We start from the raw sequence: 25,236 nt of genomic DNA, 5'->3' as shown, positions 1-25,236 counted from the left end.
CCCCGTGTCCGCCTCACTGCGGCTCCGCTGTCGCTCCGCCGGTGCCGCTCGGCACCCGAGGATTGGTTGGGGCTACGCCTGTTCGTTGTCCGCGCGCCTTGGGAAATCTTGTTCAAAGCGACTTGCGCTTTGAACGATTTCCCTCCTAAGGCGTGGCGCGCGGTCGAGCTTTGAGCCGGACGGAACTGCGCTCAGGCTGCGCGGGCCCCACTTGGTAAAGCGAAGAGAACCTTAACAAAACACCCTGTGGGTGCGTGGACGGGCGAAACTTACGTTTCGCTACGGTAGCCTCTACCCCAATGTCTTGTTCGCGCGCCTTGGGCGATTCATTCTGTTTCGGCTCGTCGCCGAAACAGTTGAATCGCCTCCTTAGGCGTCGGCGCGCGGTTGGTTTGAGGGTACTGCCCTTACGCCGGGCGGGCGGTGCGTGCCGCACTCCCAATTGACCGCCTCTGCCCCAACAGTATGAAATCACCTTCGCGGGCGGCGGCCGGGTGACCCCGGCGGGACGGAGCGAAACTACGTTTCGCTAAGGCTGTGTCGGCCCAATCTGCGGATGGGGTAGAGGCGGCCTGTTGGGTAGACCCGGCCAATTGTGAGTGCGACACGCACCGTTTATTCCGAGAGGCAACGCAACAGAAAACCGTTGGCACGAGGATTCGCGCTGCGGAACTTGAGCACTGTCGTGTGGAATGCTAAACTCATGGCGCTGGTGTCGCTAAACGCGGTCGACCAGTTAAATCCATAGAAACCGACGACCATCAGTGTTCCATTATGTTGATTGTGTCCCGCGTCGCGGAAGCCCGCGGCGGGGTGAAAAGGGTGATTCGGGGGGGGGGGAGAACTCGACCGAAACCTCTTCGCGAGTGTTCGATTTACAAAAATTTCCACGCGCGACAAAAACGAAAAAACAGGTTTCCCGCCCGGATGAGGCGGGTTCGGGGAATTATTCCTATCTTTGGTAGTTCGATTCGCGGGCAGTGGGGCCGGTGTGGAGGGAAAAGTGACTGCGAATCAGTGGGTTAATGTTATCAATCAAGTAATTCTATGGGTGTTACAGCCAGTTTGCTGAAGCTCTTCTTCGGCAGCAAAGCAGACAAAGACAGAAAGACCATTCAGCCGTATGTGGACCGGATTCTGGCGGTCTATCCACAGATTCAGCAGCTGTCGGACGATGAGCTCAGGGAGCGGGTGACGGCGCTGAAGGCGGTGATCCGGGAGCGGATTGCGGAGGATGAGAAGAGAATCGCGGAGCTCAAGGCGAGGATGGAGGAGACGGAGGTCGAGATCGGAGAGAAAGAGCAGATCGGAACGGAGATCGACCGGCTCAAAAAACAGGTCAATGAGGCGATCGAACGGGTGCTGGACGAGATTCTGCCGGAGGTCTTCGCGATCGTGAAGGATACGGCGCGGCGGTTTGCGCAGGCACCGGAGGGGACCATTACGGTCACGGCGACGGAGGCCGACAGGGAACTCGCTGCCAAAGGACGGGATTTCATCACGATCGAGGGCGATAAGGCGGTGTACCGCAACCGTTGGACGGCGGGCGGGACGGAGGTCACGTGGGATATGGTGCACTATGATGTTCAGCTGTTCGGCGGGGTGGCGCTCCACAAGGGCAATGTGGCCGAAATGGCGACGGGCGAGGGGAAGACGCTGGTGGCGACGCTGCCGGTATTCCTCAATGCGATGGCGGGCAAGGGGGTGCATGTGGTGACGGTCAACGACTATCTGGCCCGGCGCGACTCGGAGTGGATGGGGCCGATCTATGAGTTCCACGGGCTCACGGTGGACTGCATCGACAAGCATCAGCCCAATTCGGATGCACGGCGGGCGGCGTATAACTGCGATATCACGTTCGGGACCAATAACGAGTTCGGGTTCGACTACCTGAGGGACAATATGGCGATCGAACCGGGGGATTTGGTGCAGCGGGAACACCACTATGCGATTGTCGACGAGGTGGACTCGGTGCTGATCGACGACGCCCGGACGCCGCTCATCATATCGGGGCCGGTGCCGAGGGGAGAGGATCAGCTGTTCGAGGAGTACAGGGGACAGGTCGAGGCACTCTACGGGTTGCAGAGGAATCTCTGCACGTCGCTCCTGGCGGAGGCCAAGAAGGCGGCGGCTGAGGGGGACGAGCAGAAGGCGGGGATGCTCTTGCTGAGGGTGCACAAGGGGCTGCCGAAGTACAAGCCGCTCATCAAGTTCCTCTCGGAGCCGGGGATGAAGGCGCTGATGCAGAAGACCGAAAACTTCTACATGCAGGACAACAGCAAGAGGATGCATGAGGTGACGGACGACCTCTACTTCATTATCGACGAGAAGCTCCACAGCGTCGAGCTGACGGACAAGGGGCATGACGCGTTGTCGGGGAATATCAACGACAAGCGCTTCTTCATCCTGCCGGATATCGGGAGCGAGATCGCGACGCTGGAGCGGAAGGACATGACGGTCGAGGAGCGGATGGAGGCGAAGGACAAGCTGCTGTCGGAATATGCGCTCAAGTCGGAACGGGTGCACACGGTGCATCAGTTGTTGAAGGCTTATGCGCTCTTCGAAAAGGATACGGAGTATGTGGTGATGGACAACAAGGTGAAGATTGTGGACGAGCAGACGGGGCGTATTCTGGACGGGCGGAGGTATTCGGACGGTTTGCACCAGGCGATCGAGGCGAAGGAGCGGGTCAAGGTGGAGGCGGCGACGCAGACGTTCGCGACGATTACGCTTCAGAACTATTTCAGGATGTACCACAAGCTCAGCGGGATGACGGGGACGGCGGAGACGGAGGCGTCGGAATTGTGGAATATCTACAAGCTGGATGTGATTGTGATTCCGACCAACCGGCCGGTGGTGAGGAAGGATTATCAGGACTTGATCTACAAGACGAAGCGCGAGAAGTATGCGGCGGTGATCGAGGAGATCGTCAAACTGGTCGGGGAGGGGCGTCCGGTGCTGGTGGGGACGACGAGCGTCGAGATTTCGGAGTTGTTGTCCAAGATGCTCAAACTGAGGGGGATAAAACACAATGTGCTGAATGCCAAGCAGCACCAGTTGGAGGCGCAGATCGTGGCGGAGGCGGGACGTGCGGGACAGGTGACGATCGCTACGAACATGGCGGGGCGTGGGACGGACATCAAGCTCACGGCTGAGGTGAAGGATGCGGGGGGGCTGGCGATTATCGGGACGGAGCGGCACGAGTCGAGGCGGGTGGACAGGCAGTTGAGGGGGCGTGCCGGACGGCAGGGGGACCCGGGGAGCTCGCAGTTCTTCGTCTCGCTGGAGGACGACCTGATGCGGCTGTTCGGTTCGGAACGCATTGCTCGGCTGATGGATACGATGGGGCTGAAGGAAGGGGAGGTGATTCAGGCGGGGATGATGAGCCGCGCGATCGAACGGGCGCAAAAGAAGGTCGAGGAGAACAACTTCGGTATCCGGAAACGGCTGTTGGAGTACGACGACGTGATGAATTCGCAGCGGGAGGTGATCTATACGCGGCGGCACAATGCGGTCTTCGGCGAACGGATCGAGGTGGATATCAACAACATGATGACGGATTTCGCGGAGACGTTCGTGGAAAATTACAGGGGGCTGCCGTTCGATGAGTTCAAGGTGGAGCTGATCCGCCAGATCTCGATCGAGCCGTCGCTCTCGGAGGAGGAATATAACGACCTGAAGGATCAGCAGGTGGCGGAGATGATTCTGGGCGATATGCGGAGTGCGCTCAAGCGGCGGGCGACGCAGATCGCACAACAGGCGTTCCCGGTGCTGGAGGCGATCTACAAGGAGCAGGGGGATAAGTTCGAAAACATCTCGGTGCCGCTGACGGACGGGAAACGCGGGTTGAATGTGCCGGTGAACTTCAAACGGGCGATCGAGTCGCGCGGGTTGGAGATTCACAAGGCGTTCAGCCGGGTGATGATGCTCATCACGATTGACGACGACTGGAAGGAGCACTTGCGGGATATGGACGACCTGAAGCAGTCGGTGCAGAATGCGGCGTATGAACAGAAGGATCCGCTGTTGATCTACAAGTTCGAGTCGTTCGAGCTGTTCCGACGGATGATCGAGAAGATCAACCGGGAGGTGATCTCGATGTTGCTGAAGGTCTATCTGCCGGTGGGGCCGGCTTCTGCTCAGGACGGGGAGGGGCGTGCGGTGCCTCAGGCGCAGCCGCAACAGGCGGTGCCGCAGCGGAATCGGCCGGATATGAGCCGGATGAGGATGTCTCGCAACGAGGGGCCGGTGCCGCCGGGGGCGGCTGCTCCGGCCAAGGCGGAAAAACGGGTGGGACGAAATGATCCGTGTCCGTGCGGCAGTGGGAAAAAGTACAAGAATTGTCACGGGGCGATGTAGCTTCTGTGTTGTAGCTTTATATATGGAGAAGCCCTCCGGCCGCATAGTGGCCGGAGGGCTTCTCTTTTTTGTCGGAAAGATGGAGTGGCTGGAAGTTTTGTGGGGCGCGGGCTTCGCCGGAGATAGGGTGACAGCCTCGGCTTAAATCGGCAATCTCTATCCCAATTTTGCTGCGGCTGTGTCGGCCCAATTGGGTAGAGATTACTATTTGGGGGTAGACACGGCCAGTAGAACACCCTGTGGGTGCGAGCGGCACCGTTTATTCCGAGAGGCAACGCAACTGAAGACCGTGGCCGTGGCCGTACACGCTACTGGGATGGAGGTACTGCGTGTCGAAACCCAGGAATACGCCAGAGGTATCGCTGATGGTGGACGACCAGCTGTAGCCGTAGTAGCCGCCACCACCCGATGTGCCCGAGGCGTTGCCGCGGTAGCCCGGGGCGATACCCCGTTTATTCCGAGAGGCAACGCAACTGAAAACCGTAGACGCGGTTGTGCGCGCTGCTGGGATTGAGCCACGTCATACCGAAACCCACGTGCATGCCATCGGTACCGCAGACCGTCGAAGACCAGCTGTAACCGTTGCTGCCGACGCCGTCCAGCGCGCTCGTATCCCGATGGCGATAGCCCGGGGCGGGAACGCTTGTATAGGATAAAGGCTGCCCGGTTTGGGTGCCGAGCGGCACCCGTTTATTCCGAGAGGCAACGCAACTGAAAACCGTAGGCGCGACCGTCCGAGCTGCTCGGATAGAGTCCGGCCATGCCGAAATTTAATTTCATGCCGTAGAGACCGCTGACGGTGGATGCCCAACTGTAACTCTCGCGACCGATGGCGGAAAGCATGCCCGAGTTAACACCGCGGAAGCCCGGGGCGGGCGACTCCTAACTGTTCACACGAAAGGCGCGGAGGACGCCTTTCACGCGCTTGAGCTTGTGGATCACCATGTCGACGGTCTGGGTGCCTTTCACTTCGATCGAAAGCTGGCCCTGCATCATCCCGCGCTGGAGACCGAACGACAGGGAGCGGATGTTGAGCTTCAGTTCCTGGGAGACTAGATCGGTGATGCGGCCTGCGAGGCCCGGTACGTCGTCGCCGGTGATCCGGATGGTCGCCAGAAAGGCGCCGTTCGAGGTCGTCTCGCGCCAACGCGCGCTCAGCACCCGGTAGGGATACTCTTCCCGTAGCCGCTTGGCGTTCGGACAGTCGGTGCGGTGGATGGTGATACCGCTGTGGACGGTCACGAAACCGAAGATCGGGTCGCCCAGAATCGGATGGCAGCAGCCGCCTAACTTGTACTCCACGTCGCGCAGGGTCTCGTCGATCACCAGGCAGTCGTCGCTCCGGTCGTTGCTGTCGCCGGAAGAATCGCTCTTGGCGCGGCGGGGCTGGATCTCCGGCGCGGGAAGTGCTCCGGAGGCGGCTTCGGTCAGAAGCTCTTTCACTTCGCCCATCGGAACGCGCTGTTCCGAGATCAGGGCGTAGACTTCGAAGCCGGTCTTGATTTTGTAGTATTTCGAGAGGGCGGTCACGGCCTCTTCGATGGTCAGGGGCAGTTTCCAGTTTTTGACTTTCCGTTCGAGCTCTTCCCGGCCCAGCTGGGCGCTCCGGGCCTGGTCGTCGCGCAGGATCTGCTTGATCTTGGCGCGGGCTTTCGAGGTCACGGCGATGTCGAGCCAGCCGGCGCGGGGACGCTGGTTCCGGGAGGTGACGATCTCGACGACGTCGCCGTTCCGCAGACGCTCGCGCATCGATACGTTCCGGCCGTTGATCCGGCCGCCGGTGCAACTCGTGCCGAGGTTGGAGTGGATGTCGAAGGCGAAGTCCAGCACGGTGGCGCCGTCGCGCAGTTTACGCAGGTCGCCGGTCGGGGTGAAGACGAAGACTTCGTTGCTGCTCTGGGCGAGGTCGAAGCGCTCTTCGATGGTCTCGGCGGCTTCGGTGGTCTCGACGATCTCGCGCAGGCGGGCGAGCCACTGTTCGCTCCCGAGCCCTCCGCCGCCGACGCCTTTGTAGCGCCAGTGGGCGGCGACGCCGCGTTCGGCCACTTCGTCCATCCGCCGGGTGCGGATCTGGACTTCGACCCACCGGCCCTGGGGGGTCACGACGGTGGTGTGGAGCGATTCGTAGCCGTTGGATTTCGGAATCGAGATCCAGTCGCGCATCCGGTCGGGGTTGGGGGTGTAGAAGTCGGTCACGACGGAATATACCGACCAGCACTGCATCTTCTCCTGGTCGGGGGGGCAGTCGATGATGATCCGGATGGCGAACAGGTCGTAGACCTCTTCGAAGGGGACGCGCTGTTTCCGCATCTTCCGCCAGATGGAGTAGACGGATTTGGTGCGGCTCTTGAGTTTGTAGCGGATGCCGAGGGCGTGGAGGCGCTCTTCGACGGGGCGGACGAAGGAGGCGATGAAGGCTTGCCGGGCGGCGTCGCTTTCGCTGAGCTTGCGCACGATGTGCCCGTATTCTTTGGGTTCGAGGTATTTCAGGGAGAGATCTTCCATCTCGGACTTGATGCCGTAGAGGCCGAGCTTGTGGGCGAGCTGGGAGTAGAGGTTCAGGGTCTCCCAGGCTTTCTTGTTTCGTTTGAGCTCGGGGAAGCTCTCCAGGGAGCGCATCACTTCGAGCCGGTCGGCCATCTTGATCAGGATCACGCGCGGGTCGGTGGAGTAGGAGACGATCAGCTCGCGGAAGTTGTCGGCCTGGAGGGTCGAGGTCTTGGGGTCGACGGCGGAGATCTGGTTGAGGCCCCGGAGGATGCCGGCGCATTCGGAGCCGTGCTGCCGCACGATCTCGTCGGGGGTCATCCGGCCGAGCCGGGCGACGTCGTGCAGCAGGGTCGATACCACGGAGTTCCGGCCGAGGCCGATCTCTTCGGCGACGATCCGGGCGGTGAGGATGCTGTGGAAGACGAAGGGGGTGCCGTCGTAACGTTTCAGGTCGCTCAGGCTGCGGACGGCGGTGCGCAGGGCGAGCCGGATTTCGTCGAAGGAGGGGCCGCTGAAGCTGGAGCGGATATAGGTCAGAAAGTCGCGGTAGAGGTTCATGGGGCGGGTGGGGTATATATTTCGGGAATTTCGTAACTTGCACTCAAATTTACGACTTAATTCGGTGCGAAGGATGAAATCCGGTCTTTTTTTCTCGCTCCTCGGCCTGTCGGCGGCGTCGGCGGCTGCGGCCGGAACGGGGCGCACGGGGGGTAGGGAGTCGGGCGAAAAACCCAATATATTGCTCTTCCTGGTCGATGACATGGGGTGGCAGGATACGTCGGTGCCGTTCTGGCACGATACCACGGAGCTCAACCGGAGGTATCGCACGCCTCAGATGGAGCGGATGGTGCGGAATGCGCTGAAGTTCACCAATGCCTATGCGGCGGCGGTCAGTTCGCCGTCGAGGGTCAGCCTCATGACGGGGATGAATCCGGCGGCGCATCGGGTCACGAACTGGACGCTGCGCAAGGATCGGGGGCCGGATCCGGAGAGCCCGCTGCTGAGGTGGCCGGAGTGGAATGTCAACGGAATCGCGGCTGTGCCGGGGGTGCCGCGGACGACGTATGTGACGCCGCTGCCGGAGCTGTTGCGGAGGGAGGGCTACCGGACGATTATCGTGGGAAAGGCGCATTTCGGGGCGATGGAGACGCCGGGGGCGGATCCGCTGACGCTGGGGTTCGAGGCGAATGTGGCGGGGCATGCGGCGGGGGGGCTGGCGTCGTATCTGGGCGAGAACAATTTCGGAAACAGGCCGGGGGCGGAGGTGCAGCTGCCGTTCGCGGTGCCGGGGCTGGAGAAGTACTGGGGGCAGGATATCTTCGTGACGGAGGCGCTGACGATCGAGGCGAAAAAACAGATCGATACGGCGGTGATGCAGGGAAGGCCGTTTTTCCTCTATATGAGCCACTATGCGGTGCATGTGCCGCTGGATCGGGACATGCGGTTCTATGCGAAGTATGCGGAGGCGGGACTCGATCCGAGGGAGGCGGCGTATGCGGCGCTGGTCGAGGGGATGGACAAGAGTCTGGGGGATTTGCGTGACTATCTGAGGGAAAAGGGGATTGATCGGAATACGGTGGTCATCTTCTTTTCGGACAACGGGGGGCTTTCGGCGGTGGGACGCGGGGGAAGGCCGGGGACGCACAATTTCCCGCTCCGAAGCGGTAAGGGCTCGGCGATGGAGGGGGGAACGAGGGTGCCGATGATGGTCGAGTGGCCTGGGGTCACGGAGGGGGGGACGAATTGTCAGGTGCCGGTGGCGGTCTACGACCTGATGCCGACGGTGGTCGAGATGGCGGGGGGAGGCAAACTCAAAACGGTGCAGCGGGTCGACGGGCAGAGCATCGTGCCGATCCTGCGGGGGGATGCGGCGATGGGGCGGAAACGGCCGCTGGTGTGGCATTTCCCGAACATGTGGGATGCGGAGGGGGACGGGATCGCGCCGCACAGCTCGATCCGGATCGGGGAGTGGAAGCTGATCTATTTCTATGACACGGAGCGGACGGCGCTGTTCAACCTCCGGGAGGATATCTTCGAAAAGATCGACCATGCGGAGAATCCGAGGCAGGAGAAGCGGCGCGAACGGATGGCGAGGCGGCTGACGAAGGAGTTGAAGCGGATGGAGGCGCAGGTGCCGTGGAATCGCTCGCGGAACGAGTGGTGTGCGTGGCCGGACGGGTCGCCGTACCGGAGCCGGCGGGACGGGGAGTGATGGCCGGTGCCGTTCGGCACTCGAAGGTTGGCTGGGTCTACGCCTATTTTCTGTCCGCGCGCCTTTGGGAAATCTTGTCAAAACGTGCCGGCACATTTTGACGATTTCCTCTTTAAGGCGTGGCGCGCGTTTGCTTTGAAGTAATAAAGGCCGCCCGCCGTGGCGCGAACGCGTCCGCCGGGCGGGCGGTGCGTGCCGCACTCCCAATGGGCCGCCTTTGTCCAATTCTCTTCCGTGTGCCTTAGGCTACGCAGGGCTTATGTCTGTGTACGCGCATTGAGGAACGCAATTTTTAAGAATGCAAAAATCAAACAGATGGAGACATTGTATGATATTGTCGAGCCGATCGAGGCGTTTGCGCCGGTGGCCTGGCAGGAGGAGTGGGACAATGCGGGATGGCAGGTGGCGCCGACCGAGCCGAAGACGACGCCTTGCTCGGGGGTGATGGCGGCGTTCGACCTGACGGAGGAGGTGCTCCGGCAGGCGGTCGATGCCGGATGCAATCTGGTGGTCTGCCACCACCCGCTCTTCTTCAGGGGCGTGAAACGGCTGGTCGGGGCGACGGTACAGGAACGGATCGCGGCGGAGGCGATCCGAAGCGGGGTGGCGGTCTATGCGGCCCACACCAACCTCGATGTGGCGCCGGGAGGGGTCAGCGGACGGCTCGCCGAACGATTGGGCCTGAGGGAAGTGGAGGTGCTGGCGCCGCGCGAAAACGGGGTGCTGAAGCTCGTCTTTTATACACCGGAGGCCTATGTCGAACGGGTGCGCGAGGCGGTGTGGGAGGCGGGGGCCGGCTGCATCGGGCGATATGAGGCGTGCAGTTTCAATGCGGGCGGGACGGGGACGTTCCGGGCGGCGTCGACGGAGTGCCGGCCGTTCGTCGGAAGGGTGGGAGAGCTCTGCGAGGAACGGGAGGTCAGAACGGAAACGGTGGTGCCGAGAGAGCTGGCGCGGCGTGTGGTGGAGGCGCTGCGGAGGGCGCATCCGTATGAGGAGCCGGCCTATGACCTGATGCCGACGGAGGTGCCGGATCGGAGAATCGGGCTGGGGTGTGTCGGAGAGCTGCCGGAGGAGTTGCCGATGGCTGAGTTTCTGGAGCGGACGGCGCGGACGATAGGGGCGAGCTGTTTGAAACACAGCCCGATAGCCTCCGAAATGGTGCGAAGGGTGGCGGTGTGCGGGGGAAGCGGGGCGGAGTTCATCCCGGCGGCGATGGCGCAGGGGGCGCAGGTCTACCTCACGGCGGACTTGAAATACCATGACTTTCAGCAGGCGGAAGGGCGAATCACGCTGGTCGACGGGGGGCATTTCGAAACGGAACGACAGGCGGTCGATCTTTTTTGTGAACTCATATCGAAAAAATTCCCTAATTTTGCAGTTCGGCGGGCGGAAGAGACCGGAGCGGCCGGATATTTTTTCGACGGACGATAGGTTCCTCCTGCCTCGGAATCTCGGTGCATATAATCAGATAGTTACACATACCACCCACATGGCTACCAAAACCAAAAACGTTGCCGAAGAGTTGTCGACCGAAGAGAAAATCGGTGTCCTCTATGCGCTCCAGCAGATCGATTCCAAAATGGACAGCATCAATCACATCAAGGGAGAACTGCCTTTCGAGGTGCAGGACCTGGAGGATGTGATCGGAGGGCTCGAAACGCGTATCGGTACTTACGGAGAACAGGCGGATGAACTGAGCAGGGAGGTCAAAACCAAAAAAGAGGAGATCGAACAGGCGAAGGCACTCATCAAAAAATACGAGGCCCAGCAGGATGATGTGAGGAATAACCGCGAGTTCGACTCGCTCTCGAAGGAGATCGAGTATCAGAAACTCGAAATCGAACTGGCTGAGAAACGCATCAAGGAGTTCAATGCCGAGATCAAAAACAAGAAAAAACAGATAGAGGATACGAAAGCGCTCCTGGAGGATCGAAAAATCGATCTTGACGCCAAACGGGCCGAGCTGGAGGGGATCGAACAGGAGACGGCGAAGGAGCTGGCGGAGCTCGGGAAACAGGCGGCGGAGGCGAGGGGAAAGATCGACGAACGGCTGTTGTCGGCTTACGACCGGATTCGGAAAAATGTCCGGAACGGCTTGGCGGTGGTGACGGTCAAACGCGATGCGTGCGGGGGGTGCTTCAACCGGATTCCGCCGCAGAGGCAGCTGGATATCCGGATGAGCAAGAAGATCATCGTCTGCGAGTATTGCGGGCGGATTCTGGTCTCGGACTTGCTGGACGGGGAGCAGAAATAATCCCTTGAATCGGACGATATGGCGCGCGAACTGACAAAATGTCGGTTTGCGCGCTTTTGGTATAGGGTTTGCCCCCTGCCGACAGGGGGATTTGGCGGATTGCGATTTTTTTCGTACCTTGCTTTCGAACCGAAAGGATTTTTGCCACTGAATTACGTAAATACCAAGTTGCCTATCGATTGAAATCTACTCTAATCCATACGTATTAAACGAGTAGAAACCATGAAAACCGAAATCAGAAACGACTGGGAACAACGGTTGCTCCGGTCGTTCATCGATGGCGACGAGTCGGCGATTGATACCCTGATCGATGGTTATCGACAAAAGGTATATAACTATATTCTCATGTTGGTCAAGGATCGCCAGACGGCGGACGACCTCTGTCAGGAGACCTTTATCAAGGTGATCGGGAGCCTCAGGGGAGGAAAGTATGCCGAAAACGGAAAATTCATTTCCTGGGTGTTGCGGATCGCTCACAATCAGGTGATCGACTTCTTCCGCGGGGGACGGAAACCGACGCATGTCACGAACGAGGATGCGGGGTATGATGTGTTGAACAACAAAGAGTTGGCCGATCCGACGGTCGAGGATCGCATGATCCGCGACCAGATGGAGGAGGATGTCCGGAAGCTGATCGACCGATTGCCGGAGGAGCAGCGGGAGGTGGTGGTGTTGAGGCACTATTTCGACCTCAGTTTCAAGGAGATCGCCCAGCAGACGGGGGTGAGCATCAATACGGCGTTGGGGAGGATGCGGTATGCGTTGATCAACCTGCGCAAGCTGGTGGATGAGAGGCGGTTGGCGTTTGCTTGAGGAAAATATTCTTGGGGCCTCGGCCTCTCCGCTTCATGCGGAGGGGCCGAGGCTTTTTTGATGTTCGTGGGGTATGGAAAGATTTGGGCGGAGGCTGCCGCAGCGAAACGCAGTTTCGCCTGTCCACGGGACGTGGGGCCTGCCCGGCCCGAGGCCAGTCGAAGCTCGACGCGCGCCACGCCTTGGTAAATCTTGTCAAAACGCACAGGTGCATTTTGAACGATTTCCCTATTAAGGCGACGGCGCGCGGTGCCTTCAGGCACTCCGACAGGGCCGCCTCTACCCCAACCGGATGGAACTGCCCTTCCGCGGGCGGCGTCCGGCTAATAAGGCAGAGAGAACCCCAATAAAACGCCCGGTGGGCGCCCCGGCGGGACGGAGCGATGCTTACGCATCGCTAAGGCAGCCTCGGCCCCGTTTATTCCGAGAGGCAACGCAACTGAAAACTATAGGCACGGTAGTACGCGCTGTGGGGACTGAGCCATGTCATGTGAAAATCCAAGCACATGCTACTGGTATCACCGATCGTCGAGGACCAGCTGTAACCGTAATGGCCGACGCGCACCGGATCACCTGAATATGAATGGCGGAGGCCCGGGGCGGGGACGCGGGGTTTTCTCGTTTTTATTTCGTATCTTGCGAAACCTTAAAAACTTAAACGAAGCTCGGAAAATGGCTCAGGATCAATTCGTAAACAGACATATCGGAAACGCAAACCAGGAGGTCGAACAGATGCTCGGAGTGATCGGCGTCGGGTCGGTCGGGGAACTTATCGATCAGGTCGTCCCGCCGCAGATTCAGCTGCCGAAACCGCTCGAACTCGACCCGCCGATGAGCGAATATGAGTTTGCCGCCCATATCCGGGAGCTCGGGGCGAAAAACAGACCGCTGCGGACGCTCATCGGGATGGGCTATTACGGGACGGCGACGCTGGCGCCGGTGATGAGGAATATTTTCGAAAATCCGGCGTGGTATACCTCCTATACGCCGTATCAGGCCGAAATCTCGCAGGGGCGGCTGGAGGCGCTGCTCAACTTTCAGACCATGGTCAGCTCGCTGACGGGGCTCGAGGTGGCCAACTGCTCGCTGCTGGACGAGGCGACGGCGGCGGCCGAGGCGATGATCATGATGTTCAACCTGAGGGCGCGGGAGGCGGTCAAGGAGGGGCGGAATGTCTTGTTCGTGGACGAAAATATCTTTCCGCAGACGCTCGATGTGCTCCTCACGCGGTCGGAACCGCTGGGAATCGAGCTGGCGGTGGATTCGTTCGAGGAGTATGAGTTCAGCGGGCGGGAGTTCGGGGCGATCGTTCAGTATCCGGGCGCTAATGGGCGGGTGGCGGATTATTCGGCTTTTGCGGCGGCTTGCCATGAGCGGGGGATGCTGGTGACGGCGGTGGCGGATATTTTGGCGCTGGCGCTGCTGAAGTCTCCGGCGGCGTGGGGGGCGGATATTGCGGTGGGTTCGACGCAGCGGTTCGGGATTCCGATGGGATTCGGGGGGCCGCATGCGGGCTATATGGCGACGCGGGATGCTTACAAACGGCAGATGCCGGGCCGGATTATCGGGGTGTCGGTGGACAGGCTGGGGAACAAGGCGCTGCGGATGGCGCTTCAGATGCGGGAGCAGCATATCAAGCGCGAACGGGCGACGTCGAATATCTGTACGGCGCAGGCGCTCCTGGCGACGATGGCGGGGATGTTCGCGGTCTACCACGGGGCGGAGGGGCTGAAACGGATTGCGACCCATGCCCATGCGCATGCCCATGCGGCGGCGGAGCTGCTCAAGGGGATGGGCTATGAGCTGGTTTCGGACTGCTATTTCGATACGATCGAGGTGGCGGCCGATGCGGAAAAGGTGGAGGCGATTGCGGTCAGGATGGGGCTGAATCTCTTTTATCCGGCCAATGACCGGGTGCATATCAGTTTCGACGAGGTCTCCACGCTCGATGAGGTGAATGCTGTTGCTCAGATTTTTGCGGAGGCGGCGGGGAAGGCGGCGCCGGTGGCGAAGACGGTCGAGGAGGGGATTTTCCTGCCGGCGGATTTGCTGCGGGGGGACGAGATTTTGACGGAGGCGGTCTTCCGGAAGTATCGCAATGAAACGGATCTGATGCGCTATATCAAGCGGCTGGAGCGGAGGGATATCTCGCTGGCGGATTCGATGATCTCGCTGGGGTCGTGTACGATGAAGCTCAATTCGGCGGTCTCGATGATGCCGCTCTCGCTGGCGGAGTGGGGCAATGTCCACCCGTTCGTGCCGCTGGACCAGGCGGAGGGGTATATGGAGATGATCCGGGGGCTGGAGCATGACTTGGCGGTGATTACGGGGTTCGAGGCGGTGTCGCTGCAGCCCAATTCGGGAGCGGCGGGAGAATATACGGGGCTGATGGTGATTCGGGCGTACCACCTGAGTCGGGGAGACGGGCAGCGGCGGGTGGCGCTGATTCCGGCGTCGGCGCACGGGACGAATCCGGCGTCGGCGGCGATGGCGGGCATGAGGATCGTGGTGGTGGCGTGCGACGAGCGGGGGAATGTCGATGTGGACGACCTGCGCAAAAAGGCGGAGGAGCATGCGGCGGAGCTGGCTTGTCTGATGATTACGTATCCGTCGACGCACGGCATTTTCGAGGGCAAAATCAAGGAGATAATCGATATTATCCACGAAAACGGCGGGCAGGTCTATTTCGACGGGGCGAACATGAATGCGCTGGTGGGGCTTTCGTCTCCGGGGTTCATCGGGGCGGATGTCTGCCACCTGAACCTGCACAAGACGTTCGCGATTCCGCACGGCGGCGGGGGGCCGGGCGTGGGGCCGATCGGGGTGGCGGCGCATCTGGTGCCGTTCCTGCCCTCTCACTCGATCGTCGCGACGGGGGGGACGGAGGCCATTACGGCGGTCTCGGCGGCGCCGTGGGGGAGTGCGATGGTCGAGGCGATCTCGTACGGATATATCAAAATGATGGGGGCGGAGGGCTTGAAACGGGCGTCGGAGATGGCGATCGTGGCGGCCAATTACATGGCGTGTGCGCTGAAGGGGCATTACGGGATTGTCTACACGGGCGAGACGGGGCGTGTGGGGCATGAGATGATCGTGGATTGCAGGAATTTCCGGGCGGACTATGGGGTCGAGTGCGGGGATATTGCGCGGAGGCTGATGGACTATGGGTTCCACGCGCCGACGCTCTCGTTCCCGGTGCACGACACGCTGATGGTGGAGCCGACGGAGAGCGAGCCGAAGGCGGAGCTGGACAGGTTCCTGGAGGCGTTGATTGCGATTCGCAAGGAGTGCGAGGAGAATGTGGGGGCGGAGGATCATATCGTCAAAAATGCACCGCATACGGCATACGAATGTTGCGGGGCTTCGGACGAATCGGGGTGGACGCACCCGTATTCGCGGCGCGAGGCGGCGTTCCCGTTGCCGTGGGTGCGGGAAAACAAGTTCTGGCCGTATGTCTCGAAGATCGATGCGGGGTATGGCGACCGGAATCTGGTTTGCACGTGTGAGCCGCTGGAGACGTACCGGTAGGAGTGTGGGCGGGCGGATGGCGTTGAGGCTTTCTCGGTGTTGGCCGCGGTGGGCAAATGGTTAGGTTAGCTTCATCTGTGGGTGGGGTAGAGGCTGCCTGTTAGGGTAGACCCGGCCATTTGTGAGTGCGACACGCCCCGTTTATTCCGAGAGGCAACGCAACTGAAAACCGTAGCCACGGCCGTATATGTTGCTGGGATTGAGTCCTGCCGTATAAGAATTCAAGTACAGGCCATAGATACCGCTTGTGGCGAAAGACCAGCTGAATCCACTATTGCCGACATAGCTCAGATCGCCTAACCGTCCATAGTTGCCCGCGTCTCGGAAGCCCGGGGCGGGGAAGGGCAAAGGGAAACTAAAAGCGGGATGAGGATATATCCTCATCCCGCTTTTTGGGTTCTGCCTCGAAGAGTGGGGGCGGGAAACGGTTCGGTTCGCTAAAGAAATGCCGTTACTCCCACTCGATGGTTGCCGGCGGTTTCGACGAAATATCATACACTACGCGATTAATCCCCCGCACTTTATTGATGATGTCGTTCGATACTTTGGCCAGAAGTTCATACGGCAGGTGAACCCAGTCGGCGGTCATCCCGTCGGTCGAGGTCACGGCGCGCAGGGCTACGCAAGACTCGTATGTCCGCTCGTCGCCCATCACGCCGACGCTCTGAACCGGAAGCAGCATCACTCCCGCCTGCCAAACTTTGTCGTACCAGCCGGCATCGCGCAAAGCCTGGATGAAGATGGCGTCGGCTTCCTGCAGAATCCGCACTTTTTCTTTGGTCACTTCACCCAGAATACGAATCCCCAAGCCCGGCCCCGGGAAGGGGTGACGACCGAGCAAAAGTTCCGATAATCCCAATTCCCGTCCGATCCGCCGCACTTCGTCCTTGAAAAGCAACCGCAGCGGTTCCACGATCTTGAGGTTCATCTTCTCCGGCAGCCCTCCCACGTTGTGGTGCGATTTGATGGTCACGCTCGGGCCGTTGACGGATACGGATTCGATGACGTCCGGATAGATGGTGCCTTGGGCCAGCCACCGCACATCCTTTAGCTTCTGTGCCTCGGTGTCGAAGACTTCGATGAAGTCGCGGCCGATGATCTTCCGCTTCTGTTCCGGATCGGTCACCCCTTTCAAATCCCCGAGGAATTTGTCGCCGGCGTCGACGCCGATGACGTTGAGCCCCATGTTCTTATAGGAGTCCAGCACGCTGGAGAATTCGTCTTTCCGCAGGAGGCCCATGTCGACGAAGATACAGGTCAGATTGGCGCCGATGGCTTTGTGCAGCAATACGGCGGCCACGGAGGAGTCCACGCCGCCCGAAAGCCCCAGTACGACTTTGTCGTTCCCTAATTTGGCCTGCAATTCGCGGACGGTGGTCTCGATATACGATGCGGGTGTCCAATCCTGTCTGCACCCGCAGATGTCGACGACGAAGTGTTTCAGCAGCTGAAGTCCTTCGGTGGAGTGGTAGACTTCGGGGTGAAACTGTATCCCCCAAGTCTGCTCTCCCGCGATATGGAAGGCGGCGACCCGCACATCCTCGGTGCTGGCGATGATTTCGCAGCCGGTCGGCTCTTTGACAATCGTATCGCCGTGGGACATCCATACTTGCGTTTGTGCACTGAGCGAAGCGATAAGCGGGTCTGTGCCTCGTACTTTCGAGAGCATGGCGCGGCCGTACTCTCTGCTATTCGACGGTGCGACTTCGCCGCCGAAATGATGGGCCAGATATTGCGCTCCGTAGCAAACTCCGAGCAGGGGCAAATGTCCTTTAATCCCGCTGAGGTCGATCTGCGGGGCCTCCGTGTCGCGCACGGAGAAAGGACTGCCCGACAGGATCACGCCTTTCACGGAGGGATCGAGCGCCGGATAGTGGTTGTACGGATGTATCTCGCAGTAGACGTTCAGCTCGCGTACCCGTCTGGCTATCAGCTGGGTGTACTGCGATCCGAAGTCGAGGATCAGAATTTTTTCCTGCATAGACGAACGTGATGTTAGATGGATACAAATTTACAGCTTTCGGCGGAATTTCCCACTATGCATGCGGACTAAAGCCGGGTGAGGCGCAGGGAATGGTCTTTCTCGATGGTCAGGGTGAGGCCGTCGTGGCCCAAAATGGTTTCGGGAAACTCGCTCCGGGCTTCGTCCTGCAGGGGTTCGAGGCTCTTATAACGGGCGGAGTAGTGGCCGAGCAGCAGATGCCGGACGTTCGCTCTGCGGGCGATCCGTGCGGCCTGAAGGGCGGTGGAGTGGCCGGTCTTCTCGGCGAGGGCTTTGTCCTGGTGAAGGTAGGTGGATTCGTGGTAGAGCAGATCCACGCCTTCGACGAGGGTGGCGACTTTGCCGGAGGGGGTGGTGTCGCTGCAATAGGCGTAGCTCCGCGGTGCGTAGGGCCGGTAGGTGGCTTCCCGGGCGGTCAGGGGGGCGCCGGTGGCTAAGAGGGTGTCCCGGCCTTGTTTCAAGGCGGCGATCTGGGCGGGGTTCAGTCCGTATCCTTCGACGAGGTGTTTGTATACGTTCAAACCGGGCTCTCGCTCGCGGAAGAGGTAGCCGCAGCAGGGCACGCGGTGGCGCAGGGGAAGGCTGGAGACGCTGAACACGCGGTTCGACCACACGTCGGTGTTCTGTCTGGTGTCCACTTCTTTGATTTCCAACGGATAAGGCAGCTCGACTCCAAAAAATCCGAGGTGGCTCCGTAGCATCTCGCCGAATGGATGCGGGGCGATGATCTCCAGCCGCCGTGTCCGCCCCATCATGCTCATGGTGGAGAGCAGGCCGAAAATCCCGTAAACGTGGTCGCCGTGCAGATGAGAGATGAAAATCACGTTGATCTTCAGTGGATTAATCCCGCACCGCAGGAGCTGGTATTGTGTCCCTTCGCCGCAGTCGATCAAAAAAAACTGCTCATGTACGTTCAGTACATGAGCAGTGTGGTGCCTGGTGGCGGTCGGTCGGGCCGAACTGCATCCCAGTATGGTCACTCGAAAGGTCATAACTCGATTGTTTATAACTATTCTTTGGCTACCGGATGGAACTGTTCTCTTTGTGAACAAAGAGAACCAGAAAAACTTTAGAGGATGCTCACGCATCCTAAAGCTGCCGGTGGCCCAACTCCCGGACTATTCGTCGGGCTGTGGTTTTCCGGCGTGGGCGCATTAGGGTAGACACCGCATTATATGCGCCCGCCGAAAAATCCAGCCCGACAGACCTGAGAAGATTGAGGACTGCGGAGCGTAAGGCGTAGCGTAGCTAACTAAAAGTCTTTTGGGTACCTTTTGCCCGAAGGCTTCCTCGCGCTAACTCGGCATAGCCCGCAAGCGGTCTCTGCTCGCGTAACGCCGCTCGGTTCTTCAGAAAAGGTACGGTTCCATACAGTACAAAGAACGGTTATAAGAAATTAGTTTTTGCCTTCGAGCTGAGCTTTGAGTTCAGCGAGTCCCGAGATATCTCCCAGCGTGGTTTTTTCCATCGAAGAGGAGAGCTTCTTCACAGCTTCCTGAGTCGAAGCCTCTTTCACGGCATCTTCTTTGCCTTTGGCTTCTTCGAAGGTGCGGGTGTGGGAGAGGATCAGCTTCCGGTTGTTCTTGCCGAATTCGAGGACGCGGAATTCCAGGGTTTCGCCTGCTTTGGCGGTCGTCCCGTCGGCTTTGACCAGCCCGCGGCTCGGTGCGAAGCCTTCGCCACCTTCGTTCAAGGTGACTACGGCGCCTTTGTCGTTGATTTCGGCGATCGTACCGGTGTGGATGGTGTCGGGTTTATAGATGGTTTCGTAAACGTCCCACGGGTTTTCTTCCAACTGTTTGTGACCGAGGCTCAAACGACGGTTTTCTTTGTCGATTTCCAGCACTTGTACGTCGATCATGGAGTCGATCTGGGTGAATTCCGAGGGGTGTTTGATTTTCTTGGTCCAGCTGAGGTCGCTGATGTGGATCAGGCCGTCGACGCCTTCCTGGATTTCGACGAAGACGCCGAAGTTGGTGAAGTTGCGTACGCGTGCCTGATGACGGGAACCGACCGGATATTTGGTCTCGATGTTTTCCCACGGGTCGGGGGTCAGCTGTTTGATACCCAGCGACATTTTGTGGTCGTCGCGGTCGAGGGTCAGGATGACTGCTTCGACTTCGTCGCCGACTTTCATGAAGTCTTGGGCGGAGCGCAGGTGCTGGGACCAGCTCATTTCGGAGACGTGGATCAGGCCTTCGACGCCCGGGGCAATCTCGATGAATGCGCCGTAGTCAGCCATCACGACGACTTTACCTTTAACCTTGTCGCCGACTTTCATCTCTGCGGCCAAGGCGTCCCACGGATGCGGGGTGAGCTGTTTCAAGCCGAGGGCGATGCGTTTTTTGGCGTCGTCGAAGTCGAGGATGACGACGTTGAGTTTCTGGTCGAGTTGTACGATCTCTTCCGGATGATTCACGCGGCCCCACGACAGGTCGGTGATGTGGATCAACCCGTCTACGCCGCCGAGGTCGATGAACACCCCGTAGGAGGTGATGTTCTTAACGGTACCTTCGAGGATCTGGCCTTTTTCGAGTTTGCCGATGATGTCTTTTTTCTGCTGTTCGAGTTCGGCTTCGATGAGGGCTTTGTGCGATACGACGACGTTGCGGAATTCCTGGTTGATCTTGACGACTTTGAATTCCATGGTCTTGTCGACGTAGATATCGTAATCGCGAATGGGTTTCACGTCGATCTGGGAGCCGGGCAGGAAGGCTTCGATGCCGAAGACGTCGACGATCATACCGCCTTTGGTGCGGCATTTGATATAGCCCTTGATGATTTCGTCTTTTTCGAGGGCTTCGTTGACGCGATCCCACGAACGGAGTTGCCGTGCTTTTTTGTGCGACAGGGCGAGCTGGCCTTTCTTGTCTTCGGCGGATTCGACGTAGACTTCCACTTTGTCGCCGACTTTGAGGTCGGGGTTGTAGCGGAATTCGCTGCTGGAGATCACGCCTTCGGATTTGAAGCCGATGTTGACGAGCACTTCGCGTTTGTCGATGGCGGTCACGGTACCTTCCATCACTTCGCCGGTCTGGATGTTCGACAGGGTCTGGTCGTACTCTTTGGCGATCTGTTCTTTGCTGGCGCCGCCGTAGAGGCCGGCTTCGGTTTCGAAGGCGTCCCAGTTGAACGATTCCACGGGTACCGAGGCGTTCGAGATTTTCGCGGATTTGGTTTCTTCTGCGTTTGTCATTGTTTTGTTTGTGTTTGAAACTAAACGGGTTAGACTTTATGTATTGACGCCTTTCGGTTTCCTCTCCGGGGAGGGGGCCGAAAGGCGTCGCAAAGATACGAATATTTTCAGTTATTCCTAATGGCTCTGGGGGCTGATTGTTGGCGGGGGGGTGGTGCCTGTGTGGGAGATGTCCCCGCCCCGGGCATTCGCGACTGTGGCTACTATAGACAATTAGGCGCATTGGGTGGCGTCGGCTTCGGCGGTTCCAGCTGGTCTTCGGCGCTCAACGACACCAGTGGCGTGAACTTGGATTTCAATTCGCAAGCCCTTAATCCCAGCAATGCGAGCTACCGTGGCTACAGTTTTCAGTTGCGTTGCCTCTCGGAATAAACGGAAACAGCCCCGCCCCGGGCTTCCGCTACTACACCTCGGGCGAGCCGGGCGGCGTCGGCACCTACGGCTATAGCTGGTCGTCCTCGTCCGACAATTCGGGCGACCACTACCGTGGCATGTACTTGATTTTCTCCGTGGCGACCCTCAATCCCAGCAACGCAAGCTTCCGTGGCCACGGTCTTCAGTTGCGTTGCCTCTCGGAATAAACGGGGCGAAAAGCACTTGAAAGATGGCAATCTCAACCCAAAAGCGGGCCGGCGCCAGCGGGGGCCAAACGAGCACCGCGAAGTTGCGGCCCTACGCCGGGGGTGGCTCCGGCCCGCGCGGCTCTGCGAACCGCAAGAACTCAGCCCATTCACCACTTAAATCTTGCAAGTTCGTCCTCAGCGTGCCCCCTTCGCGCCGCTAATGCGTCGCCCTTGCCGAGGACGGCGATTCCGAGAGGAATCGCGCTATTCGCTCTCGGCCCAAAGCCAGCCCAAAGAACAGTCCAGTGCTCCGCCCCGTGTCCGCCTCACTGCGGCTCCGCTTTCGCTCCGCCACTTTTTTTCGCGCCCCGTTCTTCGTTCGCGCGCCTTGGGAAATCTTGTCAAAACGCACGAGTGCATTTTGACAAGATTTCCCTCTTAAGGCGTGGCGCGCGGTGGGTTGGAAATAATAAAGGCCGGCCGCCGTGGCGCGAACGCGTCGGCCGGCCGGGCCCCGCCAAATAAGGCAGGGATAACCCCTGTAAAAGCCCCTGTGGGGCCCCGCGGCGGGCAAATGGTTGGAGTAGCCCAACTCTTCGAACCGTTCTTTATCCGCGCGCCTCGGGAAATCCTGTCAAAATGTGCCAGCACATTTTGACGATTTCCCTCTTAAGGCGTGGCGCGCGGTGGTTTGAGGGTACTGCCCTTACGCCGGGCGGGCGGTGCGTGCCGCACTCCCAATTGGCCGTGTCAGACTAATGCTTTGTCCGCGCGCCTTGGGCGATTCATTCCCTTTCGGCTTATCGCCGAAAGAGTTGAATCGCCTCTTTTGGCGTCGGCGCGCGGTGGTTTGAGGGTACTGCGCTCGGGCCGCGCAGGCCCCACGTCCCGTGGACGGGCGAAACTTACGTTTCGCTGCGGCAGCCTCTACCCAAATCTTCGCACGGTTCTTTGGCCGTGTGCCTGCGGTGGGCAAATGGCCGTGTTAGCCCAGCTCTTCGCTCCGTTCTCTGTCCGTGCGCCGTGTCTATACCAATGTATGGGAACTGAAGATCAGCCCCGGATCTGGGCGCCTGTGGCTTTGGTCAGGGCGGACGAGATATTGCTCATTATCCGCTCGATTTCGTTGTCGGTCAAGGTCTTGCTCGGGTCTTCGAGAACGAAATTCAGGGCGTAGGATTTCTTCCCGGTAGGCAGCTTGTCGCCTTCGTAGACGTCGAACAGACCGACGGATTTCAGCAGTTTCTTCTCGGCCCGGACGGCGGCGTCGCGAAGCTGGCTGAAGGTAACGGATTGGTCGACCAGCAGGGCCAAATCCCGCTTCACTTCGGGGTATTTCGACAGCTCGACGGCCTGCACGCGGACGGTCTCGACGAGTTTCTGAAGGTGGTCGATGTTCATCTCCAGGAAGTAGACGGGCTGTTTCAGGTCGAACTGGCCACGGCTGAGCTTCGGCGAGACGATCCCGAGCTCGAAGAGCTTTTTCCCGCGGATGACGTATGCGATCGCTTCGGAATAGAGGTCGCTCTCCAAGATCTCGTAACGCCCTTCGTAAAGCTGGACGCCGAAACGTTGCAACAACAGTTCGGCCAAGCTCTTGAGGGTGAAGAAGTCGCTCGGGCCGGGCTTCGGGTCGTTCCAGTTGGGCTGACGTTCGGAGCCGGTCACGGTCAGGGCGAGGCGGTACTCTTCCCGATAGGGACGCAAGGTGCCTTTTTGCGTAGGGTCTTCGGTGGCTTGCGCACCCAGGGCGGGGTCGTAGAAGTAGCAGTTCCCGAATTCGAAGAGGCGCAAATCGCCGTTCCGCCGGTTGACGTTCAGGGCGACGGCTTCCAGGGCGTTGAACAGCAGGGTCTGACGCATCACGTTGAGCTCGTTGCTCAGCGGGTTGAGTATCCGCACGCAATGGGTGGCGGGATAAGAGGTCAGGGGTTCGTAGTAGGCGCCGCGGGTCAGGGAGTTGCTCATGATTTCGACGCACCGTTGTCCGACGAGCAGGTCGGCGGCGGCGTTCACCAACCGATCCGGGGTTTTCGGATTCCCGGTGGTGATGACGTTCTTGATGTAGTGCGGGTCGGGCACGTTGTTGAAGCCGTAGATGCGCAGAATCTCTTCTGCGATGTCGGCTTCGCGCTGCACGTCGACGCGGTAGGCGGGAACGGTGAGTTCCAGAATGGTGTCGCCGTTCTCGGAGAGGGTCTCTTTCCGGATGTCGATTTCGAGGCCGCTCAGGATCGCGCGGGCGGTCTGGGTCGGAATCTCGGCGCCGATCAGCCGGTTGATGCGTCCCAGATTGACGGAGAATTCGAAGGGAGGGATCGGTTGCGGATAGATGTCTACGATGTCGGAACCGATGATCCCGCCGGCGAGCTCCCGGACGAGCAGGGCGGCGCGGCGCAAGGCATAAGGGGCCATGTCGGGGTCGGCACCGCGTTCGTAGCGGAAGGAGGCGTCGGTGCTCAAACCGTGTCGCCGGGCGGTTTTCCGCACGCTCACGGGGTCGAAGTAGGCGGATTCGATGAAGATGTCGGTGGTGGTGTCGCTCACGCCGCTGTCGATGCCGCCGAAGACGCCGGCGAGGCACATGGCGCGTTCGCGGTCTGCGATAACGAGGTCGTCGGCGCTGAGTTTCCGTTCCACGCCGTCCAGGGTCACGATGGGTTCGCCTTCGGCGGCGCGACGGACGATGATCTGGTGTCCGGCGACTTTCCCCATGTCGAAGGCGTGCAGGGGCTGGCCGCATTCGTACATCACGAAGTTGGTGATGTCGACGACGTTGTTTTTCGGATTGAGGCCGATGGCGCGCAGGCGTTGTTGCAGCCACTCCGGACTGGGGCCGATCTTCACGCCGCGGACGGTCACGCCGGAGTAGCGGGGGGCGCCTGCGGCGTCCTGCACGGTGACGGTCACGGGCAGGGCTTTCGGGTCGTCGATGCGGAAGGCGGAGATGTCGCCGAGCGATGCCTTGATGGCTTGTCCGTGTGCGGTCAGGTAGGCGCCGAGGTCTCGTGCCACGCCGTAGTGCGAGGCGGCGTCGATCCGGTTGGGGGTCAGGCCGACTTCGAAAACGTAGTCGGCTTCCATGTCGTAGACTTTCGCGGCGGGTGTCCCGGCGGGAATAGCATGGTCGAGCACGATGATTCCGTCGTGTGCGTTTCCCACGCCGATTTCGTCTTCGGCGCAGAGCATCCCGAGGGATTCGATGCCGCGGATTTTCGATTTCTTGATCTTGAAGCCCTCTTCTTCGCCGGTGGGGTAGAGGGTGGTGCCCACTTGGGCGAGGATCACTTTCTGGCCGGCGGCTACGTTGGGGGCGCCGCAAACCACTTGCAGCGGTTGAGCATCTGACCCGGTCGAAACGGTGGTCACGTGCAGGTGGTCGGAGTCGGGGTGGTCGGTGCAGGTCAGCACTTCGGCTACGACGAGGCCTTCCAGGCCGCCGCGGATGCTCTCGACTTTCTCGATCCCTTCGATCTCGAGTCCGGCGGCGGTCAGTATTCCGGCGGCTTCTTCGGCGCTCAGGCCGCTGTCCAGATAGCTCTTCAGCCAGTTGTATGAAATCTTCATGCGTGTTCGCTGTTTTGTTTCTATAATATTTCGGTGCGTCCGCCCCGGGCTACCGCTGCTATCCCTCGGGCGTGCTACTCGGCGTCGGCGACGAGGGCACAGTATGGTCTGCTTCGGCCAATGGGGCGAACGGCGTCTATTTGCGTTTCGTGAAGGATGCGGTTCAGCCCAGCAATCCTTATGACCGTGCCGGTGGTTTTCAGTTGCGTTGCCTCTCGGAATAAACGGGGCGTGTCGCACTCACAATTG

General features: G+C 59.9%; 19 protein-coding genes. 9 read left to right on the top strand and 10 right to left on the bottom strand.

The window, feature by feature from the left end; all coding sequences use genetic code 11:
- Nucleotides 1–615 precede the first annotated feature (615 nt).
- Nucleotides 616–762 (bottom strand): hypothetical protein, encoded by a 147-nt coding sequence (locus QZ292_RS04475; RefSeq protein ID WP_294598410.1) that lies wholly within the window; start codon nt 760–762, stop codon nt 616–618.
- Between the two features lie 285 nt (nt 763–1,047).
- Here QZ292_RS04475 and secA point away from each other — a divergent pair, with 285 nt between their 5' ends.
- Nucleotides 1,048–4,359 carry a preprotein translocase subunit SecA gene (gene secA / locus QZ292_RS04470; protein WP_294598407.1) on the top strand — a complete coding sequence of 1,104 codons (3,312 nt, stop codon included), beginning with the start codon at nt 1,048–1,050 and terminating at the stop codon, nt 4,357–4,359.
- Nucleotides 4,360–4,811: 452 nt separating this feature from the next.
- On the opposite strand, the gene QZ292_RS04465 is transcribed toward secA, so the two are convergent.
- From QZ292_RS04465 to QZ292_RS04455, 3 genes are read right to left on the bottom strand one after another with little or no spacing between them, the layout of a single operon-like run.
- Nucleotides 4,812–5,045, bottom strand: a complete 234-nt coding sequence (locus QZ292_RS04465) for a hypothetical protein (RefSeq protein WP_294598404.1) — start codon at nt 5,043–5,045, stop codon at nt 4,812–4,814.
- 4 nt (nt 5,046–5,049) lie between these two features.
- Complete coding sequence (locus tag QZ292_RS04460) at nt 5,050–5,202, bottom strand: hypothetical protein (protein WP_294598401.1); 153 nt, start codon at nt 5,200–5,202, stop codon at nt 5,050–5,052.
- 39 nt (nt 5,203–5,241) lie between these two features.
- Nucleotides 5,242–7,407 carry a RelA/SpoT family protein gene (locus tag QZ292_RS04455; RefSeq protein WP_294598398.1) on the bottom strand — a complete coding sequence of 722 codons (2,166 nt, stop codon included), beginning with the start codon at nt 7,405–7,407 and terminating at the stop codon, nt 5,242–5,244.
- A gap of 73 nt (nt 7,408–7,480) precedes the next feature.
- On the opposite strand from QZ292_RS04455, the gene QZ292_RS04450 reads away from it, so the two are divergent.
- The 4 genes from QZ292_RS04450 (at nt 7,481) to QZ292_RS04435 (ending at nt 12,131) form a co-directional block, all read left to right on the top strand.
- Entirely contained in the window at nt 7,481–9,061 is a 1,581-nt protein-coding gene (locus QZ292_RS04450; RefSeq protein WP_294598396.1) for a sulfatase, read from the top strand.
- A 315-nt stretch (nt 9,062–9,376) separates the two neighbouring features.
- Nucleotides 9,377–10,495, top strand: coding sequence for a Nif3-like dinuclear metal center hexameric protein (locus tag QZ292_RS04445; protein ID WP_294598393.1), 1,119 nt, complete (start codon nt 9,377–9,379; stop codon nt 10,493–10,495).
- Nucleotides 10,496–10,553: 58 nt separating this feature from the next.
- Nucleotides 10,554–11,318 (top strand): C4-type zinc ribbon domain-containing protein, encoded by a 765-nt coding sequence (locus QZ292_RS04440; protein WP_294598390.1) that lies wholly within the window; start codon nt 10,554–10,556, stop codon nt 11,316–11,318.
- Nucleotides 11,319–11,540: 222 nt separating this feature from the next.
- On the top strand, nt 11,541–12,131 hold the full coding sequence (locus QZ292_RS04435; protein ID WP_294598387.1) for a sigma-70 family RNA polymerase sigma factor: 591 nt from the start codon (nt 11,541–11,543) through the stop codon (nt 12,129–12,131).
- A gap of 418 nt (nt 12,132–12,549) precedes the next feature.
- Here the strand turns inward: QZ292_RS04435 and QZ292_RS04430 are convergent, their stop codons facing one another.
- Nucleotides 12,550–12,696, bottom strand: a complete 147-nt coding sequence (locus tag QZ292_RS04430) for a hypothetical protein (protein ID WP_294598384.1) — start codon at nt 12,694–12,696, stop codon at nt 12,550–12,552.
- 107 nt (nt 12,697–12,803) lie between these two features.
- Here QZ292_RS04430 and gcvP point away from each other — a divergent pair, with 107 nt between their 5' ends.
- Complete coding sequence (gene gcvP, locus QZ292_RS04425; protein ID WP_294598381.1) at nt 12,804–15,659, top strand: aminomethyl-transferring glycine dehydrogenase; 2,856 nt, start codon at nt 12,804–12,806, stop codon at nt 15,657–15,659.
- A 141-nt stretch (nt 15,660–15,800) separates the two neighbouring features.
- Here gcvP and QZ292_RS04420 read toward each other — a convergent pair whose 3' ends face one another.
- The 4 genes from QZ292_RS04420 to rpsA form a co-directional block, all read right to left on the bottom strand.
- Entirely contained in the window at nt 15,801–16,043 is a 243-nt protein-coding gene (locus QZ292_RS04420; protein WP_294598378.1) for a hypothetical protein, read from the bottom strand.
- Between the two features lie 67 nt (nt 16,044–16,110).
- Nucleotides 16,111–17,640, bottom strand: a complete 1,530-nt coding sequence (gene guaA / locus QZ292_RS04415) for a glutamine-hydrolyzing GMP synthase (RefSeq protein WP_294598375.1) — start codon at nt 17,638–17,640, stop codon at nt 16,111–16,113.
- 68 nt (nt 17,641–17,708) lie between these two features.
- Entirely contained in the window at nt 17,709–18,653 is a 945-nt protein-coding gene (locus QZ292_RS04410) for a ribonuclease Z (protein WP_294598373.1), read from the bottom strand.
- 404 nt (nt 18,654–19,057) lie between these two features.
- On the bottom strand, nt 19,058–20,857 hold the full coding sequence (gene rpsA / locus QZ292_RS04405; protein WP_294598371.1) for a 30S ribosomal protein S1: 1,800 nt from the start codon (nt 20,855–20,857) through the stop codon (nt 19,058–19,060).
- A gap of 222 nt (nt 20,858–21,079) precedes the next feature.
- Between rpsA and QZ292_RS04400 the strand changes: the two genes are divergently transcribed.
- Together QZ292_RS04400 and QZ292_RS04395 are read left to right on the top strand one after the other, a co-directional pair.
- Complete coding sequence (locus QZ292_RS04400; RefSeq protein WP_294598369.1) at nt 21,080–21,229, top strand: hypothetical protein; 150 nt, start codon at nt 21,080–21,082, stop codon at nt 21,227–21,229.
- A complete protein-coding gene (locus QZ292_RS04395) occupies nt 21,214–21,438 on the top strand; it encodes a hypothetical protein (RefSeq protein WP_294598367.1) in 225 nt (74 codons plus the stop codon). The genes QZ292_RS04400 and QZ292_RS04395 overlap by 16 nt, the downstream gene beginning before the upstream one ends.
- Before the next feature lie 1,035 nt (nt 21,439–22,473).
- Here the strand turns inward: QZ292_RS04395 and pheT are convergent.
- Nucleotides 22,474–24,987, bottom strand: coding sequence for a phenylalanine--tRNA ligase subunit beta (pheT, locus tag QZ292_RS04390; RefSeq protein WP_294598363.1), 2,514 nt, complete (start codon nt 24,985–24,987; stop codon nt 22,474–22,476).
- A 71-nt stretch (nt 24,988–25,058) separates the two neighbouring features.
- Between pheT and QZ292_RS04385 the strand changes: the two genes are divergently transcribed.
- Nucleotides 25,059–25,211 (top strand): hypothetical protein, encoded by a 153-nt coding sequence (locus tag QZ292_RS04385; RefSeq protein WP_294598361.1) that lies wholly within the window; start codon nt 25,059–25,061, stop codon nt 25,209–25,211.
- Nucleotides 25,212–25,236 lie beyond the last annotated feature (25 nt).

The organism is uncultured Rikenella sp., from assembly GCF_910577125.1.
Lineage (GTDB): Bacteria > Bacteroidota > Bacteroidia > Bacteroidales > Rikenellaceae > Rikenella.
This window is presented reverse-complemented; position numbering and strand designations above follow the sequence as displayed.

Excerpts from the sequence above, each read along its gene's own strand:
- QZ292_RS04445 (WP_294598393.1), top strand. The coding sequence starts at position 9,377 with ATGGAGACATTGTATGATATTGTCGAGCCGATCGAGGCGTTTGCGCCG.
- QZ292_RS04440 (WP_294598390.1), top strand. The coding sequence starts at position 10,554 with ATGGCTACCAAAACCAAAAACGTTGCCGAAGAGTTGTCGACCGAAGAG.
- QZ292_RS04460 (WP_294598401.1), bottom strand. The coding sequence starts at position 5,202 with ATGCTTTCCGCCATCGGTCGCGAGAGTTACAGTTGGGCATCCACCGTC.
- QZ292_RS04450 (WP_294598396.1), top strand. The coding sequence starts at position 7,481 with ATGAAATCCGGTCTTTTTTTCTCGCTCCTCGGCCTGTCGGCGGCGTCG.
- secA (WP_294598407.1), top strand. The coding sequence starts at position 1,048 with ATGGGTGTTACAGCCAGTTTGCTGAAGCTCTTCTTCGGCAGCAAAGCA.
- QZ292_RS04420 (WP_294598378.1), bottom strand. The coding sequence starts at position 16,043 with ATGAGGATATATCCTCATCCCGCTTTTAGTTTCCCTTTGCCCTTCCCC.
- rpsA (WP_294598371.1), bottom strand. The coding sequence starts at position 20,857 with ATGACAAACGCAGAAGAAACCAAATCCGCGAAAATCTCGAACGCCTCG.
- QZ292_RS04410 (WP_294598373.1), bottom strand. The coding sequence starts at position 18,653 with ATGACCTTTCGAGTGACCATACTGGGATGCAGTTCGGCCCGACCGACC.
- pheT (WP_294598363.1), bottom strand. The coding sequence starts at position 24,987 with ATGAAGATTTCATACAACTGGCTGAAGAGCTATCTGGACAGCGGCCTG.
- guaA (WP_294598375.1), bottom strand. The coding sequence starts at position 17,640 with ATGCAGGAAAAAATTCTGATCCTCGACTTCGGATCGCAGTACACCCAG.
- gcvP (WP_294598381.1), top strand. The coding sequence starts at position 12,804 with ATGGCTCAGGATCAATTCGTAAACAGACATATCGGAAACGCAAACCAG.
- QZ292_RS04475 (WP_294598410.1), bottom strand. The coding sequence starts at position 762 with ATGGTCGTCGGTTTCTATGGATTTAACTGGTCGACCGCGTTTAGCGAC.
- QZ292_RS04435 (WP_294598387.1), top strand. The coding sequence starts at position 11,541 with ATGAAAACCGAAATCAGAAACGACTGGGAACAACGGTTGCTCCGGTCG.
- QZ292_RS04455 (WP_294598398.1), bottom strand. The coding sequence starts at position 7,407 with ATGAACCTCTACCGCGACTTTCTGACCTATATCCGCTCCAGCTTCAGC.